An 18018-nucleotide genomic window follows, 5' to 3' on the forward strand; every position below is an offset into this window, starting at 1 on the left:
CCGAATTTTTCGCTGTGGGCTAGCCTGTGGAAAACCGGTGGACGGTTTGTTGATGACGTCCAGCCAATACGCTGTGTCAGGTAAACGCACATTTCCCGAGACTTAGGGCCGCGGGCCGCACCGGCGAGTAAGGCTGCTGCTGCCGTCGCTCTCCGTCCAGGGGAGGCAGCCGCTCTTCATCCTCCGGCATGCGGAAGATGCCTCGCCTCGCCAGCCATTCGCCTACGTCGCAACGCGACGTGGCGGCTACGATGAATGGGGTCAGCAGCAGGCTGACCGCAACGGGAAGCAGCCAGATCATCACGCCCGGTCCAACCATGATTCCGGCAATGAACGGAACGGCCAGGAAAAGATGCGCCCGGTAATCCTCAACGGCCTGGTGGAGCGGGATCCCATCGGCTTCGCGCCGCTGCGGATTCCAGGCGCTTGGGCGGCCGCGCAGAATACCAATCACAGCGATGGTCTGCGCAAGCATTGTGACCGGTGCGATCAGGATGGACAGGGGAATTTCCACAGCCATCGTCCGCGCAACGCGCCCCAGGCCGCCCAGCGCAAATTGCCGCCTGCGGTCCATGCACAGCCAGGCAAAGGACATCAGCTTGGGTCCCACCAGCAGCAGCACGGTCAGTCCGACGAGCCAGGTCGACGGTGGCGAACCAAGCGGCGAGTTGGCGAAAATGAGCGGATGCAGCAGCGTCGCCGCCATCAGCACCAGCCAGAGCGGTGAGGCAAGATAGGCCGAGGCGCCCATCAGCATCTGAAAGCGGCTGACCCAGTGCAGCCCGGCCCCGTTCAACAGGCGCACATGCTGCAGATTGCCCTGGCACCAGCGCCTGTCGCGGATGGCGAAATCGGTGAGCGTGGGCGGAAATTCTTCATGGCTGCCTTCGGGCAGTTCCACCATATGCACCGCCCAGCCCCGCCGCCGCAGCAGCGCCGCTTCGACAATGTCGTGACTAAGGATGTGGCCGCCAAAGGGCTCGCGTCCTGAAAGCTCCGGCAAGCCGCAGCTTTCTGCGAAAGCCTGAACACGGATGATCGCATTATGGCCCCAGAAGGTTCCTTCCGAACCCGACCACCAGGCAAGGCCGGCCCCTGCAACTGGGCCATAAGCGGCGCCGCAAAATTGCTGCCAGCGAGCGAACAGCGTACGGGCATTGATCACCGTCGGGACCGTCTGGATAAGACCGACGGACGGCGCACGATCCATGGCGCTGGCGAGCTGCACCAGCGCCTTGCCGCTCATCAGGCTGTCGGCGTCCAGCACGATCATATATTCATAGGCCCCGCCGAAGCGGCCCAGCCATTCGGCGATGTTGCCGGGTTTGCGAGCCAGGTTCTTGGGACGGCGGCGGTAATAGATGGGAACAGTGCTCCCGCTCTTCGCCTGGCGGAAGGCGGCATATTCCCGAGCCTCCATTTCGGCGCGAGAATCGCTCAGCACGAAGAAATCGAAAAATCCGGTGGCTCCGACCTCTTCCACCATCCTGGTCATTTTCGACACACGGGCGAAAATCTGGTCCACATCTTCATTGTAGATCGGAATGAGCACTGCCGTCCGCTTGCGCGGCATGCGCAGTTCCGGCTCTTCGAGCAGCATCGTCGTGCGGCTGCCCGCCAGCACGCAGAAACCAGCAAGCGCGCTCAGGAAGCCAAAGGCAACCCAGCAGAAGAGGCTGAAATACAGTAAAAAAAGCCCCGCATCGATGAGCGAGGTTCCGTCTTCACGCAGCGGGCTTGCCAAGTCGCTGGCAGCCAGGAGGCCGACGGCAAGGCTACCCAGCACAAGCAGCAGGCGCCGCTCCGTCATTCCGGTAGGAGACGTCACAACCTGACGTTTTACCTCTGGAGCTTCCTCGAATGATTGCACGGGCATGACGAGGGGAGCCTCCGGCGGGAGATCTCCTTCCCCATGCTGCAATTTGGCGATGTCATCCGCGCACGCGGCCTGCAACAATGATGTCGCGGTAAATCTGTTCAGCAATACAGTGCCCAGTCTGTTGTCGTCGGCATTTCCATGCCAGCGGCATTCTCCCAAACACGGCTCTCTTGAGCCGGTGCCCCGATCGCCGAAAAGCCGAGACGTTCCGCGACGGACTGCGGGGTTGTTAATAAAGCTGGTAAACAAATGTTTCCGTCAGTGCCTCTCTATTCAGACTCAGGAAAGCGCGGATATCGGTCGGTTCGTCGTTCCCGCGTTCAATATCGAGGATAAGCCGCCAGCGGTTGCGTGTGCCATCCACCGGATAGGTTCCAGAATTGAGCAGTTTTCCATTACGCACCGAAACGACCGGCTTGACCGGATTTTTGTAGGTGAGACCCTCGAATCTCTCGCCCGCGAAATCGGCAACGATCTTCGTCACCCCTTCGCTTGGCGGCTGTCCGGGCTGTCCCCCCTGCCCGGTCCAGCAGTCCACGGTCCGCGCGACCGCCATGGCCTCGGGTTCATTGCCGATCCAGTGCATCCGATAGTCAAAGGAATAGCGCGCGCCTGCCGTGGCGGCCGCAGCGGGTGTCCAGAAGGCGACTATATTGTCTTCATATTCGCTGGTCGTCGGAATCTCGTACAACATGACGGCACCAGCACCCCACTCTCCCAAGGGCTCGATCCAGAGGTTGGGCCGCTTTTCATAGAAGACCGCATCATCCTGATAGTGATCGAAAGCGCGGTCGCGCTGCAGCAGGCCAAAGCCCTTGGGTCCATTGTCCGCAAAACTGTTCATCTGCGCCCTTGGCGGGTTATTGAGCGGCCGCCAGATGCGTTCGCCGGTGCCGGTTCGGATGGCGAGCCCGTCGGAGTCGTGGATTTCCGGCCGCCAGTCACGGGCCTTTGCCCTGTGCCCCTCATCATACCAGAACATGCTGGTCAGAGGCGCGATCCCGAGCCGTTCCACGCTTTTGCGGAGATGCAGGGTCATGCTCACATCCTGGAGCATCTGATCGGGAAGAAGCCTGTTCACCAGACGGTGGGCGCCAGTGACTGATGGCCCGTCGAGCAGGGCATAGACCGTCACCCCCGCGTCGCTATGTTCCAGCCAGAAATGGGTGAACTCGGGAAACTCCTCTGGTTCCGGCAGACCGGTGTTGATGGCCAGCCCCCGCGCCGAGAGGCCATATTGGTGCAGTGGCCCCGCCGAGCGGAAATAGGATGCTCCCTGAAAGGCCAGCCAGTCGCCCCGCCCGCCCTTGTTCATGAATCGGAAACCTGAAAATCCGCCGTTCTTGCCGAGTGCGCCCATGGCATGACGCGCCGGGAAGCGATAGAGCGAGGGGCTATAGGCAAAGGGACGCGCCATGCCGTTTTCGACTATGCTGATCGACACCGCGCGCCTCGCCATGCCTGTCAGCGGGAAAAAGCGCACGCCAAAGGCGTCATCGCGCTCGCCCCACAGGGTCTTTTCGGGCCGGTACTCAACCTGCTGCATGGCGTCATAGGTCAGCCGGTCGAGAGCGGGAGAAGGCTTGGGCGGCGCTCGCCATGATTGGCGTGAAAGCGCCAGCGCCTGATCCTGCAGCCAAGCCCAGGAAAAGGGCTTTTCGTCCTTCGTCTTCGCCAAGGCCAAATCCGGATAAAGCGCCCATAGCCCTGCCAGCCCGAAAATCGCTTCGCGCCGTGTCGTCATTCCCATCCTCTTCGTCTGGCCCCCACATGGGCAGAAGGTTCATAACTATTACAAGAGCGAAAGGGTCCATCAATCGGAATGGCTGTCAAGGACAACATCAATCCCGCTCGGGCTGCGCCTGTCGAAGCCGTCACCCTCTTTACGCTTTTATCCGTTGATCTTACCCCCGCGCGCCTCGTAGTGGAGGAAGCGCATGGCCGATCCTCGCATCATAGACATATCGCTCGACGAGCAGACCATCATATGGCGCAATGCCGATGTCGAGCAGGAGCGGCGGATCGCGATTTTCGACATATTGGAGGAAAATCATTTCGCCCCGCAGCGGGAGCATACTGACGGCTATAATGGCCCCTATCGCGTGTGCCTGCGCGTGGAGGAGGGCCGGCTGGCCATCGACATCTCGCGGGAAAATGGCGATTATCTGGAATCGGTGATCCTTGGCCTTGGCCGCTTCCGCCGGCCCATCAAGGACTATTTCGCCATTTGCGACAGTTATTACCAAGCCATTCGCCAGGCAACGCCACAGCAGATCGAGACCGTCGACATGGCGCGCCGCGGCATTCACAATCAGGCGGCCGAAGTGCTGATGGAGCGGCTCGAGGGCAAGATCGACGTTGATTTCGACACGGCACGGCGGCTGTTCACGCTCATCTGCGTGCTGCACATCAAGGGCTGACCCATGGCGCGCAGGACATGGAAAAGACGGTTGATCTTCATGGCCCTTTGGCTGGCGCTGATCAGCGCCGCGGCCTGGGGAGCGATACGTTATGCCCAGGGCTGGACCCCCTCGCGCGAAGCCTATCCGGTGCAGGGCATTACGGTTGCCGCCACCAACGGCCCGGCAGAATGGCGGACGCTTCGCGCGGAAGGCGCAGATTTCACTTATCTTCGCGCATCCTCCGGCGCGTCGGCCCGTGACATGGCATTTGAAACCAATCTGGCGGGCGCGCGGGAAGCTGGCCTTCGCTACGGCGCCCTGCATCATTATAGCCTGTGCGCCCCGGCAAGCGAGCAGGCGACTTTGTTCATCGCCACGGTTCCCCGCGATCCCGCCATGCTCCCTCCGGCGGTGGACCTCGACCTAACGCCGAACTGCGGCAAGCGGCCAGGCCGGGCTACGGTATTGAGTGAGCTTAACACCTTCCTCAATCTGATCGAGGCGCATTCAGGGAAGCCCGCGCTGATCCGGGTGAGCCCCGAGTTCGAGGACCTCTACAAGGTAGCCGAAGGGGTCAACCGGACATTATGGCTTGAAGGCAATTTCATCTCGCCTGACTATGCGGGCCGGCCCTGGGTCGTTTGGACCGCCTCCAATATCCGGCGGATCGACGGCCTCGATACAGGTGTCGAATGGAATGTGGTGCGCTCATGAAGGGGCTCGACAAGGAACTTCTTGCCGCCGCCCGAGGGGCGATGAAGCACGCCTATGCCCCTTATAGCCGCTTTGCCGTGGGCGCAGCGCTGCGCCTTTCCGATGGCCAGGTCATTACCGGTAGCAATTTCGAGAATGCAAGCTATGGGTTATCCCTTTGCGCCGAAACGGTTGCCCTCGCCACCGCCAACGCGCAAGGCCGCCTTGCCGATGTCGAGGCAATCGCCGTCGCGGGGCCGGAAATGGCAATCCCCTGCGGCCGGTGCCGTCAGATATTGAGCGAAGCCGAACAGGTGGCGGGCCGGGCGATTTCCATCTATTGCACTTCTGCCGATGGTGACCGTGTGCTGCAATACAGCCTTGCGGAGCTCCTGCCCCACGCTTTCACCCTGGCCAATGTTGAACGAAATGACGCGAAAGATGCTTGAATGGCGATAATGGCCGATAAGTGGATCCGTGCGCAGGCGCAGGAACATGGCATGATCGAACCCTTTGTCGAGGCGCAGAAGCGGGAGGGCTGCATCAGCTATGGCCTCTCCTCCTATGGCTATGACGCGCGCGTGTCCGACGAGTTCAAGATCTTCACCAATGTCGACAGCGCGACCGTGGATCCCAAGGATTTCGCGTCCAACAGCTTCGTCGACCGAAAGACCGATTGCTGCATCATTCCGCCCAATAGTTTCGCGCTCGCCCGGACGGTCGAATATTTCCGCATCCCCCGCGACGTGCTCGTCATTTGCCTGGGCAAGAGCACATATGCGCGCTGCGGCATCATCGTGAATGTGACCCCGCTTGAACCAGGTTGGGAGGGGCATGTGACCCTGGAATTTTCCAACACGACCCCCCTGCCCGCCAAAATCTATGCCAATGAAGGCGCATGCCAGTTCCTGTTCCTGCAGGGCAATGAGCCATGCGAGATCAGCTACGCGGACCGGTCCGGAAAATATATGGGTCAGAGGGGCGTGACGCTGCCGCGCCTGTGATATAGTGGCCCCGCATGTTGGGGAAATTGTTACGCAAGAAGAAGGTGGCTGAAGCCCATGCCCTGCCCTCGGTGGGCGAAGGGCAGCGCTATTATGCCATAGGCGACATCCATGGCCGCCTTGATCTGCTCGACCTGCTGCTCGACCGAATCCTGAAGGACAGCCAAAACAGGGGTGACGCCGTTTCCCACCTCATCTTTCTTGGCGACCTGGTGGACCGCGGCCCCGATTCGGCTGGGGTGGTTCAGCGCGCCATCGAATTGGCGGCGGCAAGTAATGAAAGCGAACGCGGCGCCGTTCGTTTCCTGAAAGGGAATCACGAGGAGGTCTTCATCGCCGCCGCGCGCGGTGACGTTCAGTCCACACGCTTTCTCACTCGCTTCGGCGGGCGGGAAACAATGATGAGCTACGGCCTCAGCCCGGACGATTTCGAAACAATGGATTCAGCGCAGCTCACCGACTGGATGTTGAACAACGTCCCGCGCGCCCATGTCGATTTCCTAGATTCCTTTGAGGATATGATTGAGATCGAGGACTATGTCTTCGTCCATGCGGGCATCCGCCCGGGCGTCCCGCTGAAGGATCAGGATCCGGGCGACCTGCGGTGGATCAGGGACGAGTTCCTGTCATGGCGCCAGCCGCATGACAAAATCGTCGTGCATGGCCATACGATCATGCTGGAGGTCGATGAACATCCGAATCGGATCGGCATCGATACAGGCGCGTATCATAGCGGGCGACTGACTGCGATCGGCCTTGAAGGCACGAGACGCTGGTATCTTTCGACCACTGACGATGTGGGCATTCCGCTGAAACGGCCACAGCCGCTATAGGCCCGACAAGGCACCTCGCCGGATTTACTGCATCGGGCGTTCAATTGAAAAGAACGGCTATGCCAAGCTCATGATGACGAGCCCTGCCGTTCAAGCGGAATTACGCGAAGCCCATGCCAGAAATTGCGCTACGGAAAACAGGCAGCGGCACTCTTTATCGGAATGACCGCGCAGCGCATTGGCTTTGGGCTTCCCCCTATCGGATCGAGGACGCCACAAGACGCCCAGCCGCATTACCGCTGTACTCATTGTCTCTCACCCCTTCATGACGGCTCGAGCCGTCTGTTCCTTTCGGCCGAGTCTAGGGAAGAAGGGTGAAACGCCCGTGTCTCGGGGATGACTCTTTGATGAATATCAGCGTAACTCCACCCATACAGGCGCATGGTCGCTGGCTTTTTCCCGGCCACGATATTCCTTGTCGACCTGGGCATCCCTCATCCGGTCTGCGGCCATCGGGCTCAGCAGGAAATGGTCGATGCGGAAGCCGGCATCGCGCTGCCAGCAGCCCGCCTGATAATCCCAGAAGGTCCAGACGCCGCCAGCAGGATAGCGCGTTGCCAGGGCATCGGTCCACCCGTCGCCAAGCATCCGTCGATATGCCGCCCGGCTCTCCGGCTGCATCAACGCGTCATTCTGCATGGCGCGGACGGAGAAAACATCCCGGTCGTGCGGAATGACATTATAGTCTCCCGCCAGGACCGCTGGAATTTCCTCCGCCAATATATCCGCGGCCCGGCGGCGAAGCCGTTCCATCCAGCGGAGCTTGTAATCGAATTTCGGCCCGGGCTGAGGATTTCCGTTGGGAAGATAGATGCTGGCAACGCGCAGGCCGTTCACGTCGGCCTCTATATAGCGGCTATGCTCGTCCTCCGGCTCGCCTTCTAGGCCGCGCTTCACCTCGATCGGGTCGGTGCCGCGCGCCAGGATCGCGACCCCGTTAAAGCCTTTTTGGCCATGCCAGATGCTGCCATAGCCTGCCTCACGGATTTCCTTTTCTGGAAAGCCTTCATCCGCCGTCTTGATTTCCTGAAGGCAGGCGATGTCCGGCTGCGTCTCGGCCAGCCATTCCAGCAGCCGTGGCAGGCGGGCCTTTATGCCATTGATGTTGAAGGTCGCGATACGCATCAGAAATTGCCCCGATCTTGTATTCTGCCGGAATACAACAATCTGGGCGTTCTTCTACACCGAAAAGCTGGAACCGCAGCCGCAGCCGGAGGCTGCATTGGGATTGGTGACCTTGAAGGCCGAGCCGCCCAGATCCTCAACATAATCAACGGCAGAGCCCCGCACCAGATCGAGACTGACCGCATCCACCACCAGCTTCACGCCGTCCTGCTCAACCTGAAGATCGTCGCTTTCCACCTCATCGGCCAAGCCAAAGCGATATTGGAAGCCGGAACATCCGCCGCCCTCCACCGCCAGGCGAAGAATTGCGGGTTTGCCCTGCCGGGCAGCGATAGCGGCCACCCGCGCCGCCGCCGAAGGGGTAAGGATCACATCAGACATGGGCGGAAGATAGGGGTTTCGTGGTGACGGGGCAAGGAGTCGGCTGTTTTGGGAAGGGCTGTCGGGTTATCCCCTCTCCTGTCGGGAGAGGATATGGAGGCTTGGCTGCTTACAGTAGCCGGAGTTGGTGAGGGGTTGTGCCCTACCAGCCGACTGTATCGGCCTAAGCCTGCGTATCCCTCTCCCATTGGAGAGGGGATAAAGAACATCCGCAATGATGTTAAACCGCGACGTTCAAGCCGCGGCTTATTCCTTTTCAGGACCGCCCATCGCGACGACCGGGGGTTTGCCGTTCAGGGCCAGCAGGTAATCGCTGGACTGGATGAAGGGCAGCGGGTTCACGGCATCGCCGTCGATCCGCACTTCATAGTGAAGGTGGCTGCCGGTGGAACGGCCGGTGGAACCCATGAGGCCAATCACCTGGCCACGGCGCACGCGCTGGTTAGGCTGCACGATCAGCTTCGACATATGGCCGTAGCGGGTTTCGATGCCATTGCCATGGCTGATCTCAACCAGATTGCCATAGCCGCTCACCCATTGCGAACGGCCGACAATGCCATCGGCGGTGGCATAGATCGGCGTACCGACCGGTCCTGGAATATCAATGCCCTTATGGGCGCGGCGATGACCGTTGAACGGATCCTCGCGGACACCGAAGCTGCTGGTCAGAACCAGATTGTCGACGGGACGCGACGATGGAATGGAGACAGTGGCCTGAAGGCCATTTTCCATCTTCTTCCACGAAGCGAAAATGGCACGGAAATCGGCATCCGCCTGACCGAGTCCGCTCTTGATCTCGGTGGCGTCATCCTCATGGCTGTCCATGGCCATATCGGCCATGGCGGGCGCGGCGGCCGATACGGCGGCACCGATCAGGATGATCTTCAATGCGGAGAAGAGGTTGGGAATGCGTTTGTCCGAAAGCGTACGGAACAAGCTTCCGCTAGCAACGTTGTTCGCCTTGATAGAGGACATGCACACCCCGACTACGCGCGGGGCGCAGCCCCTATTGCGACCAGTTGATTTTTTAGCTGAGCGGCCCTGGTTTCCCCAAACCAGGCCTCCCGGCCCCGTGCATCTTGTGTGCCTGCGCGAGTCCTATCCTGCAAGCGTTGTGTAATATTCTCGCGTTAAACCGGCTTGTCGACGCGCCGAGTCGTTGAACGGCGGTTTCAAACTGCCGCGAAAGTGGCGGATTACAAGGATTTGGTAATAATTTTCGGGCTGTAAACCATCTCGCTTCGCCGCCTCATTGAACCATTTTGTCCCCGCAGCGACATGGCGGATTTCATCCTGATAGATTCGCCGCAGCATTTTTGCGGTGGGCTCGTCTCCCACCTGAACGAAACGGTCGATTGTCTGAGGCGTGATGTCGAGCGCCCGCGCTTCCAGTACCATGGGGACAATCGCCAGCCGCGCCGCCACGTCATGGGCGGTTTCCTGTGCCGCTTCCCAGAGCCCGTCATGCGCCGGCAAAGCTCCGTAGAAGCTGCCATATTGACGTAATCGCCGTTCCAGCAGCGCGAAATGCATGGCCTCATCCGCGCCTACCCGCAGCCAGTCGCTAGTGAATTCAGGGCCAAATTCGTCCCCGAACCGGCCGACAAGATCGAACGCCAGGTCGATCGCCACAAATTCTATATGCGCCAACGCATGCAACATCGCGATCCGCGCCCGCTCCGATCCGCCCTTCCCGCGCTTTGGCATCTGTGCGGGCGGCATGAGTTCGGGCTTCTCCGGCCGCGCCGGCCGGTCGGGCATGGCCACCGGAAAACCATGCCGGAGCCGGCCCAGCCGCCAATCCCTCGCCGCCCTTCTCGCTGCCATGAGCTTGCAGTGCGGATCGGCGGTCTGCAGCACGGCGCGGGCCGCTTCGCCAACCGTTGAAACCCGAAGATCAACCAAGGGCCTTCACCGCCTCCAGCACTTCTTGCGCATGGCCGGCCACCTTGACCTTTGGCCACACGCGTACGACCCTTCCCTCGCCATCGATGAGAAAGGTCGCACGGATAATGCCCATATAGCTGCGTCCATACATGCTCTTTTCGGCCCAAATGCCAAAGGCTTCGCAGAAGCCGCCCTTTTCATCGGATGCCAGTTCGACCTGAAGATCGTATTTTTCAATGAAGCGGGCGAGCTTTTTCACCGAATCCTTGGAGACACCGAGAACCGCTGCGCCAGCCTTGCGGAATTCCTCGGCCAGTGCAGAAAAGTCCTTGGCCTCATTGGTGCAGCCGGGCGTATCCGCCTTCGGATAGAAATAAAGAACCAATGGCTTCCCCCGATGGCGCTCCAATGTAAAGCTTTCGCCATCGAGACCCTTCAGCGCTGCGTCTGGAACCTTGTCCCCTTCATTCACCATCTTCGCTGCCTCCATGTTCCGCGACGATTGCCTGCCAGCGGCCGCGCACGCATTGCCGCGCACTGTCGTAGCTTTCAAGCAGATCTTCCCAGCTCTCACAGCCGCAGGCGCGCGCGACCAGCGGCTTGGTGGCGTCCGCCGGCTGCAACGCCCCCGGCGCAGCAAGCCGCGAAACGATAAGGTAGCGGGTAAGCAGGTCATGTGCGCCGGCAAGCTCCGCAGGCAAATGCCCTTGCTCGATCAGCGCCGAGAGCGCGTCACCCAGCCGAGGCGCAAAACCAGTGCCGTTCAGGAATTGAGTGACATGGATCAAGAACTCAAGATCGATCAGACCGCCTTCAGCCAGCTTGGCATCAAGCGACCCGGAAGGCGGCTTATGCTTTGCAATATCTCCGCGCATCTTGATTGCGTCCCGCACGAAACGCGGCAAATCCCGCTTCATTTGCAGCACGCCGTCGATGATCCCCTGAAGCGCGTCCTTTGCTGCTGCCGATCCAAAGACCGGGCGCGCGCGTGTCAGGGCAAGATGCTCCCAGGTCCAGGCGGATTCCTTCTGATATCGCTCGAAGCTGTCGAAGGAGACCGAGAGCAAGCCCTGCGCACCTGATGGCCGCAACCGGGTGTCCACCTCGTAAAGCGGCCCGGACGCTGTCTGCACCGACAGCGCATTGCTGATACGCTGCACCAGCCGGTTATAATATTGGGTGGCTCCCAGCGGCCTTCGGCCATCGGACTCCGCCCGGAAATCGCCGCTGAAAAGATAAATAAGATCAAGATCGGAGGCATGGGTCAGTGCTCGTCCCCCAAGCCGTCCCAATGCGAGAACCGTCAATTCGCTGCCGGGCACACGGCCGTGCTGAACCTCGAATTCCTGAACGGTGGCATTCGCCAAGGTGACCAGCGCTGCCTCCGCAAGGCGGGCATAATCCGCCGCCACCTCGAGCGGATCGCGTGTACCCTCGATGATCTGCACGCCCAGGGCAAAGCGCCGGTCACCCACCTTCTGCCGCACCCGGTCGAGCAGCACCTGATAATCGTCCCCGGCCTCCAATGCGGAGAACAGCTTGATCAGCTTTTCCACCGGCGGCTGGGGATCAAAGGCGGTGGCGTCAATAAGGCCGTCGAGCAGTTCCGTCCGCCGCGCCAGCGCTTCCGCCAGCGTCGGAGCATGACTCAATATGTCTCCCAACATGGCTGCAAGCGCGGGTCGCGCTTCCAGAAGCTTGAAGAAGTTGATGGCGCTCGGCAACCGGCTGATCATATTGTCCAGCCGGTTGAGCGCGCCCATGGGATCAGGGGCCTTGGCGATCGCCGCCATCAGGCCAGGGAGCACTGCTTCCAGTGCCGACAAGGCCGCCTTGCTGCGCAGGGCCCGGACCGTTCCTCCGCGCCAATGGGCGATGCGGGATGCCGGCGGCCGGGGATCGGCAAAACCAAGCTCCGATAGCTGTTCGATCAACCGGGCCTCGTTAGCCGATAGTCCGTCGCCAGCGTCCGAGCCGGAAAGTCCATCGAAAATCCTGCCCGTGCTTTCGACATGCGGCCGAAGAAGGTCGAGCAGGTCATCAAGCTGTTCCAGACCATGAAGTCCTGCAACGCGCCGCAACTCTTCCTCGCTTTTGGGCAAGCTGTGCGTTTGGCGGTCATCGATCATCTGCAAGCGATGTTCGATCGTACGGAACAGCACATAGGCTGCATCGAGCCTCGCCGCCACATCGGCGTCAATGATCCCGCCTTTCCGTAGCACCGCCAGCGCGTCCCGCGTCGCGGGTGCCCGGAGTTCGGGGTGCCGGCCGCCATGGATCAACTGGTGCGCTTGAGCAAAGAATTCCACCTCCCGAATGCCCCCCCGCCCTCGCTTCAGATCATATCCGGGACCGAAAGCCTGCCCCTGCGCATAATGGCCGCGAATGCGCCGGGAGACGTCCGTGATCTGATCGATGGCGCCGAAATCCAGCGATCGCCGCCATATGAAGGGCCGGATTGCGCGCAGGAAATAGTCGCCCAATGCCTGATCGCCCGCCGCAACGCGTGATCGAATGAAAGCGGCCTGCTCCCAGCCAAGCGCCATTGTCTCATAATAGGAAATGGCCGCTTCCACAGGCAAAACGATAGGGGTGGCTTCAGGAGAAGGTCGAAGGCGAAGATCAACCCGGAACACATAGCCGTCGCCATCTCGGGCGCTCAGCAGTTCCACAACGCGCCGTCCGATCCGCTGCGCCGCTTCAATCGGCTCATCCCGTTCGCGGCGCGGCATGGTCTCTGGATCGAAAATCAAAATGGGATCTATGTCGGAACTATAGTTGAGCTCGCGGCTGCCATGTTTGCCAAGTGCTATCACGGCAAAGCCCTGCGGCTGCGCATCGGGAACGCGTTCGGCAAAAGCGGTGCGGATAGCGGCATCCAGCGCATAGTCCGCAAAATCGGACAATGTCGCTGTAACGCGCTGGAGATCCCAGGCGCCTGCAAGATCGGCAATAGCCGTAACCAGGGCCAGCGCATTGCGCTGCCGCCGCAATGCCTGACCAGGGCCTGATGCGTTCTGCCCGGCCTCACTGGAGAGCCTATGGGCGTCTTCGGTTTTACCCTGTGACAGTAAGTCCACAATGGCGGCGTTCTGGTCGGCCAGGCGCGCCAGGAAGCCGCTGTGCTGCCGCGCCCGGTCCAGGGCTGCTGAGAAATCTTTCATTTGCTCGAGTCTCGCTGAGTCGCCCTATTTTTTTGAAAACCGATACACCGCAATCCTGGACCGTTCCGGCGCAAAAAAAATATCAGAAACCTTTCCCGGACGTCTTCGTTGATAAGCCATGTCAAGAAGAAACGAAAGTTTGTCAGTGCGTAGGGGGGAGGATGGTACGCGCTATCTTACGGTGCATCGTCCTGCGGCGCACGAGGGTGTGGGCCGCGCGCTTCGCAGTGCGTTTCGTCAGCCTGAAAATGGCTTGCCTTCCGAATTGACCGAACTTCTGGGGAAACTGAACCAGTTTCGCGCCTAAGCCTTTTCCTACTGTACATCGGAGATAAGTTCAGCGGCCACGGCTCATGCGGTCGACATCATCCATGATTTCTTCCAGCGCCCCGCCATCGCTGCTCACCTGAGTGCGGCGGGAGGGGATGGCGCCGTCCTCCAATATCTGTTCCAGGGCTGCGCGGCCCCGTGCCACCCGGCTCTTGATTGTGCCAACGGCGACTTCGCAGATCTCCGCCGCCTCCTCATAGGCAAAACCGCCGGCACCTACGAGGATGAGAGCCTCGCGCTGCGATTGGGGCAATTGCATCAGCGCCCGCTGCATATCGGAAAGCTCCACCTGCTTGTCCTGCCCGGCCGGGGCGGCAAGGAGGCGGTCGGCCGCCAATTCATCCCACTCGCCCCGGAAGCGCGACCGGCGCATTTGCGATAGATAATAGTTGCGCAGAATGATGAAGGTCCAAGCGCGCATATTGGTGCCCGCCTGAAAGCGCTCCCGCGCGGCCCAGGCTTTCAGCAAGGTCTCCTGCACCAGGTCGTCCGCTACGTCGCGATTGCCGGACAGGGAGCGGCCGAACGCCCGCAAATGCGGAATCACTTCAGCAAGCTGCTTCTTGAACTCCGCATCCGAAAGGCTGGTGCGGTCCTTGGGATCATCGGCAATTTCCGGCACGTCCGCTCGCACGCCAGGGGATTGATCATCAACCATCAGGCATCCCCTCTTTCTCTGGCGGCCTCATTACACACCCCCCGGCTGGTCTTGTAAAGCAACTTCATCGCCTTCGTCAGTTCCCAATATTTACCAGCCTGCCCCAGCGGACAGGCGAGTGGATCAGGAGGGTCGCATCAGAAAATCAGGACAATGGCTAACAGGGCAAGTATCGCCAAAAGGAGTGAGATCATCAGAACATAACGCACCACATGCGGCGTGCTTCCGGACCTTGCTTCGGTCTTGCTGAGATGGGGACCGGGTTCCTGCAATGATAAATCTCCCGTTGCGTGTCCGTGACTAACGCGGTGCCAGCCCAACGGTTCCTGAACGGAGCAGTCAGGCCGGCGCCGTCGCTTCGTCAAAGAAAAGCGCCTGCGAAATCGCGGCCTTCACCGTGGAACGCTGAAACGGCTTGGTAATGAGGAAGGTGGGCTCTGGCCGCTCGCCAGTCAGCAGCCGTTCGGGAAAGGCAGTGATGAAGATCACCGGCACCGCGAAATTGGACAATATGTCCTTGACGGCGTCAATGCCGCTGCTGTCGTCGGCAAGCTGGATGTCGGCAAGGACCAGTCCGGGCCGCTCGGCCAGCGCTTCCCGCACAGCCTCTTCGCGTGTCACGGCGACTGCGGTCACTTCATGGCCCATATCCCGGACAATGGTTTCAAGGTCCATCGCGATAATGGGCTCATCCTCGATGATCAGCACCTTGGCGCGCGTCTGCGCCTCGATTTCGCGCAATGCGTCCTGCACAAGATCGTTCACTTCCGCCTCCGGCAATCCAATGAGATAAGCAGCATCTTCGGGGGTGAAACCCTCCATCGCCGTCAGCAGCAGTGCTTGGCGCGAGAGCGGCGTGATGCGGGCGAGCCGGGCCTGTGCCACTTGCTCGGGACCAGCTGCATCGTCCGGCAGATCGCCCTTTTCATCGACATTGGCAGACCCCCAAATCACCTGGAACATCCGATAGAGTCCCAGACGAGGGTCAATACCGCGAGGAAATTGATCCGGCGCGGCGACAATCGCCTCCAGCGTCGCACGGACATAGGCGTCGCCATGCGGCTGGCTCCCCGTCAGGGCGCGGCTGTACCGGCGAAGAAAAGGCAGATGAGGCTGAAGTTGCTGACCTAGCGACATGATATGACCGAACTCCACAATCCGAAAGGGACCCCGCCGGGCCGGACAAGGTGAAGCGCTATCAGAAACTTTGCAATCCCCGCCATCGCCCTGACCCCTTGTTGATCCCTGTCCCTAAATATAAAGCCGAAAAAACCGGATAATTGCGGAACAAATGAAACAGGGAAATGTTTCACAAGCGGTTTGGAAATTTCAATTTGCGCTGCGGCCGCGCTATCGGCAAGATCATGCGGGGACAGTAACAGACGCGCATATTGGCAGCACCAGATAAAGGGATGTGAATTGGCTTCTGTAAACCGAGGGCCGCGACAGGTTACAGAGATGGATGGCAAAGGCCGCACCAATGCCGGTGAGTCTTCTTCGGAGCGCACGCCACCGGGCAAATCCGCGCACGATGCGAACGCCAAGGACCCCGCCCTGGGGGATGGCAGCATCGGCAATGCACTTCGTTCCGTTTATCAGCAGACAATCGATGAAGACATTCCCCACGAGATGATAGATCTGCTCAAAAAGCTTTCCTGATTCGGAACCGGACGTGGCCACCCTCCACTCTGGCAGGACTCCGGTTTCTCCATTGACCGAACCGCGCCTGTCCACCGGGGTCAAAACCTTTCTCATTCTGACACTGGCCCTCCTTCCTTTGGGACTGATCGCGCTTTTCGCATCGCTTCAGGCAAGCCGCACTGCGGAACTTGAAAAGGCGGCGCTGCTCAATGTGGCAGCGAATGAAAGTGCGCGGCAACTGGCAGCGGATATAGCCGCCGACCGGTCGGCGCTCCGGCTCGTCGTCAATTCGCTGGTCGCCGACCGCCAGGGCATCGACATCTGCGCCCGTGCGGGGGAGATATTGCGCAACCGGGGCGGCACCCGGGTGGATTTTGTCATCTATGGCCGGCAGACCGGGGGGCCGCTCTGCTATTCAGGGCCCAGAACCAATATTTCCTTGCCGGAGGCAATCCGCTTCAACGCCGAACAGGCAGACATTCTGCCGATGCGCCACCAGTTGGTCATCCGTACGCCAAGCAATGAGGGCCAACTCGTCGCGATCGCCATCTATGGCATTCCCTTTCTTGAGCGCCGGACCAATCCCGAGACCGCCTTGCAAAGTTACCGGGTACTTCTCAAGAAAGGGCGGGAAACAATGGACATCGGCGGCACCCTGCCAAGGCGGGCCGCCGCCAATCTCGACCAGGTCTCCACCCCGCTTGGCGATACCGGCGTCCACTTGCTGTTGCGCGTGAAGGAACCGCCGGTCGACATCGCGCGCAGCCTTTCGGTTTTTCTGCCGCTACTCATGTGGTTCGCGGCGGCGGCGATCGGCTGGTTCGTCGTCAACCGGCTGCTGATCCATCCCCTGATTCAGCTCCGGCGGCTGGTCTCCGACTATCGCCCAGGCGAAGTGCTGGAGCCATTGCGCCGCATGCCGACCCCGGCGCAGGAGATTCGCGATCTGGGCCAGACTTTCCGCGCCATCACCCAGACCGTCGCGGACCACGAAGAAGAACTGGCGGCGGGGCTGGAACGGCAGCGCCGCCTTACCCGTGAAGTGCATCACCGGGTGAAGAACAACCTTCAGATCATCGCGAGCCTCATCAATCTTCATAGCCGCTCGGCCCCCACCCCGGAGGCGGGCGATGCCTATACCTCCATCCAGCGGCGGGTGGAGGCGCTATCTGTGGTGCATCGTAACCACTATGCTGAACTGGAGGAGCACCGCGGCGTCGGCATCCGTTCGCTGGTGGGCGAACTGTCGGTCTCGCTTCGTGCCAGCATGCCCGAAGATGCTCCCAACATGGCGATACAGGTGCATAGCGATCACCTTTACGTCAGTCAGGACGTGGCGGTCCCCGTCGCATTCCTGATTACTGAACTGGTCGAACTGGCGACGCTTGTCGATCCGATGACGAGCATCAAGATTTCTGTCCGTTCAGGCGAAGTGGTGCGCCAGCGCACCCACGGTCAGCGGGCCATCCTGCGTGTGCAGTCCGACGCCCTCAGGTCGTCCCCCCTGATCAGCCGCTACCTCGATGACCGCTTCGGCCGTATCCTTACCGGCCTTTCCCGCCAGCTTCGAGCGCCCCTGGAATATGACGCCAAGAAGGGCGAATATGCCATAGCGATCGGACTGGTGGATTGAGCATCTGAGCGTGAGATACTCGCCGGTTCCGGAAAGGTTGGGTGGCGGATATTGCAATTTGCGCCGTTCGGGCGAGCTTATCGCAGCTCTTCAAAAGGATGCCTATAAGGCAGCGGGGTCCCTGCCTTATAGCGAAGAACCTTGGCCGGGCGTGAACATGTCTCGACTTCAGCGAAAGCTGGAGCAGGTGCTTGTCTTATGACTTTTCCGTCCGTTTGGGCCAGGAAGATGTGCCACAGCGGGGGCGGCCGCCCCCGCTGTGGCGGAAGGGGACGGATCGCAAGCAGACCGGTCGTTGAGGGACCGGGTTAGAGTAGGATCGCCCCTTTCTTTTCCATCAGGCCTGAACGGATACCGGGGCTTTTCGGCCCGGATGACAAGCAAAGGA

At 60.5% G+C, this 18018-nt stretch carries 17 protein-coding genes; 7 read left to right on the forward strand and 10 right to left on the reverse strand.

What is annotated here, in order from left to right; genetic code table 11:
* Window positions 1-76: 76 nt before the first annotated feature.
* Window positions 77-2128 (reverse strand): glucans biosynthesis glucosyltransferase MdoH, encoded by a 2052-nt coding sequence (mdoH, locus tag VJS46_RS12810; protein WP_324060447.1) that lies wholly within the window; start codon window positions 2126-2128, stop codon window positions 77-79.
* Window positions 2109-3623, reverse strand: a complete 1515-nt coding sequence (locus tag VJS46_RS12815) for a glucan biosynthesis protein (RefSeq protein ID WP_324060448.1) — start codon at window positions 3621-3623, stop codon at window positions 2109-2111. Before VJS46_RS12815 ends, mdoH begins: the two co-directional genes overlap by 20 nt.
* 193 nt (window positions 3624-3816) lie before the next feature.
* Here VJS46_RS12815 and VJS46_RS12820 point away from each other — a divergent pair, with 193 nt between their 5' ends.
* The 5 genes from VJS46_RS12820 to VJS46_RS12840 are packed head-to-tail and all read left to right on the forward strand — an operon-like array spanning window position 3817 to window position 6811.
* Window positions 3817-4299: a UPF0262 family protein gene (locus VJS46_RS12820; protein WP_324060449.1), complete on the forward strand. Its 483-nt coding sequence runs from the start codon at window positions 3817-3819 to the stop codon at window positions 4297-4299.
* Window positions 4300-4338: 39 nt separating this feature from the next.
* Entirely contained in the window at window positions 4339-4995 is a 657-nt protein-coding gene (locus tag VJS46_RS12825) for a GH25 family lysozyme (protein WP_324060450.1), read from the forward strand.
* A complete protein-coding gene (gene cdd / locus VJS46_RS12830; RefSeq protein WP_324060451.1) occupies window positions 4992-5423 on the forward strand; it encodes a cytidine deaminase in 432 nt (143 codons plus the stop codon). The genes VJS46_RS12825 and cdd overlap by 4 nt, the downstream gene beginning before the upstream one ends.
* Window positions 5424-5978, forward strand: coding sequence for a dCTP deaminase (gene dcd / locus VJS46_RS12835; protein ID WP_324060452.1), 555 nt, complete (start codon window positions 5424-5426; stop codon window positions 5976-5978).
* A gap of 14 nt (window positions 5979-5992) precedes the next feature.
* Window positions 5993-6811 (forward strand): metallophosphoesterase, encoded by an 819-nt coding sequence (locus VJS46_RS12840; protein ID WP_324060453.1) that lies wholly within the window; start codon window positions 5993-5995, stop codon window positions 6809-6811.
* Between the two features lie 354 nt (window positions 6812-7165).
* Here the strand turns inward: VJS46_RS12840 and xth are convergent, their stop codons facing one another.
* From xth to VJS46_RS12880, 8 genes are all read right to left on the reverse strand, one after another.
* Window positions 7166-7936: an exodeoxyribonuclease III gene (gene xth, locus VJS46_RS12845; protein WP_324060454.1), complete on the reverse strand. Its 771-nt coding sequence runs from the start codon at window positions 7934-7936 to the stop codon at window positions 7166-7168.
* A gap of 54 nt (window positions 7937-7990) precedes the next feature.
* Complete coding sequence (erpA, locus tag VJS46_RS12850) at window positions 7991-8317, reverse strand: iron-sulfur cluster insertion protein ErpA (protein ID WP_324060455.1); 327 nt, start codon at window positions 8315-8317, stop codon at window positions 7991-7993.
* Window positions 8318-8563: 246 nt separating this feature from the next.
* Window positions 8564-9292 carry a M23 family metallopeptidase gene (locus VJS46_RS12855; protein ID WP_414708017.1) on the reverse strand — a complete coding sequence of 243 codons (729 nt, stop codon included), beginning with the start codon at window positions 9290-9292 and terminating at the stop codon, window positions 8564-8566.
* A gap of 123 nt (window positions 9293-9415) precedes the next feature.
* Window positions 9416-10222, reverse strand: coding sequence for a ferritin-like domain-containing protein (locus tag VJS46_RS12860; RefSeq protein WP_324060456.1), 807 nt, complete (start codon window positions 10220-10222; stop codon window positions 9416-9418).
* Window positions 10215-10679 carry a thioredoxin-dependent thiol peroxidase gene (bcp, locus tag VJS46_RS12865; RefSeq protein ID WP_324060457.1) on the reverse strand — a complete coding sequence of 155 codons (465 nt, stop codon included), beginning with the start codon at window positions 10677-10679 and terminating at the stop codon, window positions 10215-10217. Before bcp ends, VJS46_RS12860 begins: the two co-directional genes overlap by 8 nt.
* Window positions 10669-13368: a bifunctional [glutamine synthetase] adenylyltransferase/[glutamine synthetase]-adenylyl-L-tyrosine phosphorylase gene (locus VJS46_RS12870; protein WP_324060458.1), complete on the reverse strand. Its 2700-nt coding sequence runs from the start codon at window positions 13366-13368 to the stop codon at window positions 10669-10671. The genes bcp and VJS46_RS12870 overlap by 11 nt, the downstream gene beginning before the upstream one ends.
* Before the next feature lie 337 nt (window positions 13369-13705).
* On the reverse strand, window positions 13706-14356 hold the full coding sequence (locus VJS46_RS12875; protein WP_324060459.1) for a sigma-70 family RNA polymerase sigma factor: 651 nt from the start codon (window positions 14354-14356) through the stop codon (window positions 13706-13708).
* Window positions 14357-14695: 339 nt separating this feature from the next.
* Window positions 14696-15493: a response regulator gene (locus VJS46_RS12880; RefSeq protein WP_324060460.1), complete on the reverse strand. Its 798-nt coding sequence runs from the start codon at window positions 15491-15493 to the stop codon at window positions 14696-14698.
* 321 nt (window positions 15494-15814) lie between these two features.
* On the opposite strand from VJS46_RS12880, the gene VJS46_RS12885 reads away from it, so the two are divergent.
* Both VJS46_RS12885 and VJS46_RS12890 read left to right on the forward strand, forming a co-directional pair.
* The gene (locus VJS46_RS12885) at window positions 15815-16015 is read left to right on the forward strand and encodes a NepR family anti-sigma factor (protein WP_324060461.1); all 201 of its coding nucleotides are present in this window, start codon (window positions 15815-15817) and stop codon (window positions 16013-16015) included.
* Between the two features lie 52 nt (window positions 16016-16067).
* On the forward strand, window positions 16068-17630 hold the full coding sequence (locus VJS46_RS12890; protein WP_324060462.1) for a sensor histidine kinase: 1563 nt from the start codon (window positions 16068-16070) through the stop codon (window positions 17628-17630).
* The last annotated feature ends 388 nt before the right edge of the window (window positions 17631-18018 follow it).

This window comes from Rhizorhapis sp. (genome assembly GCF_035276005.1).
Taxonomy (GTDB): Bacteria; Pseudomonadota; Alphaproteobacteria; order Sphingomonadales; family Sphingomonadaceae; genus Rhizorhapis.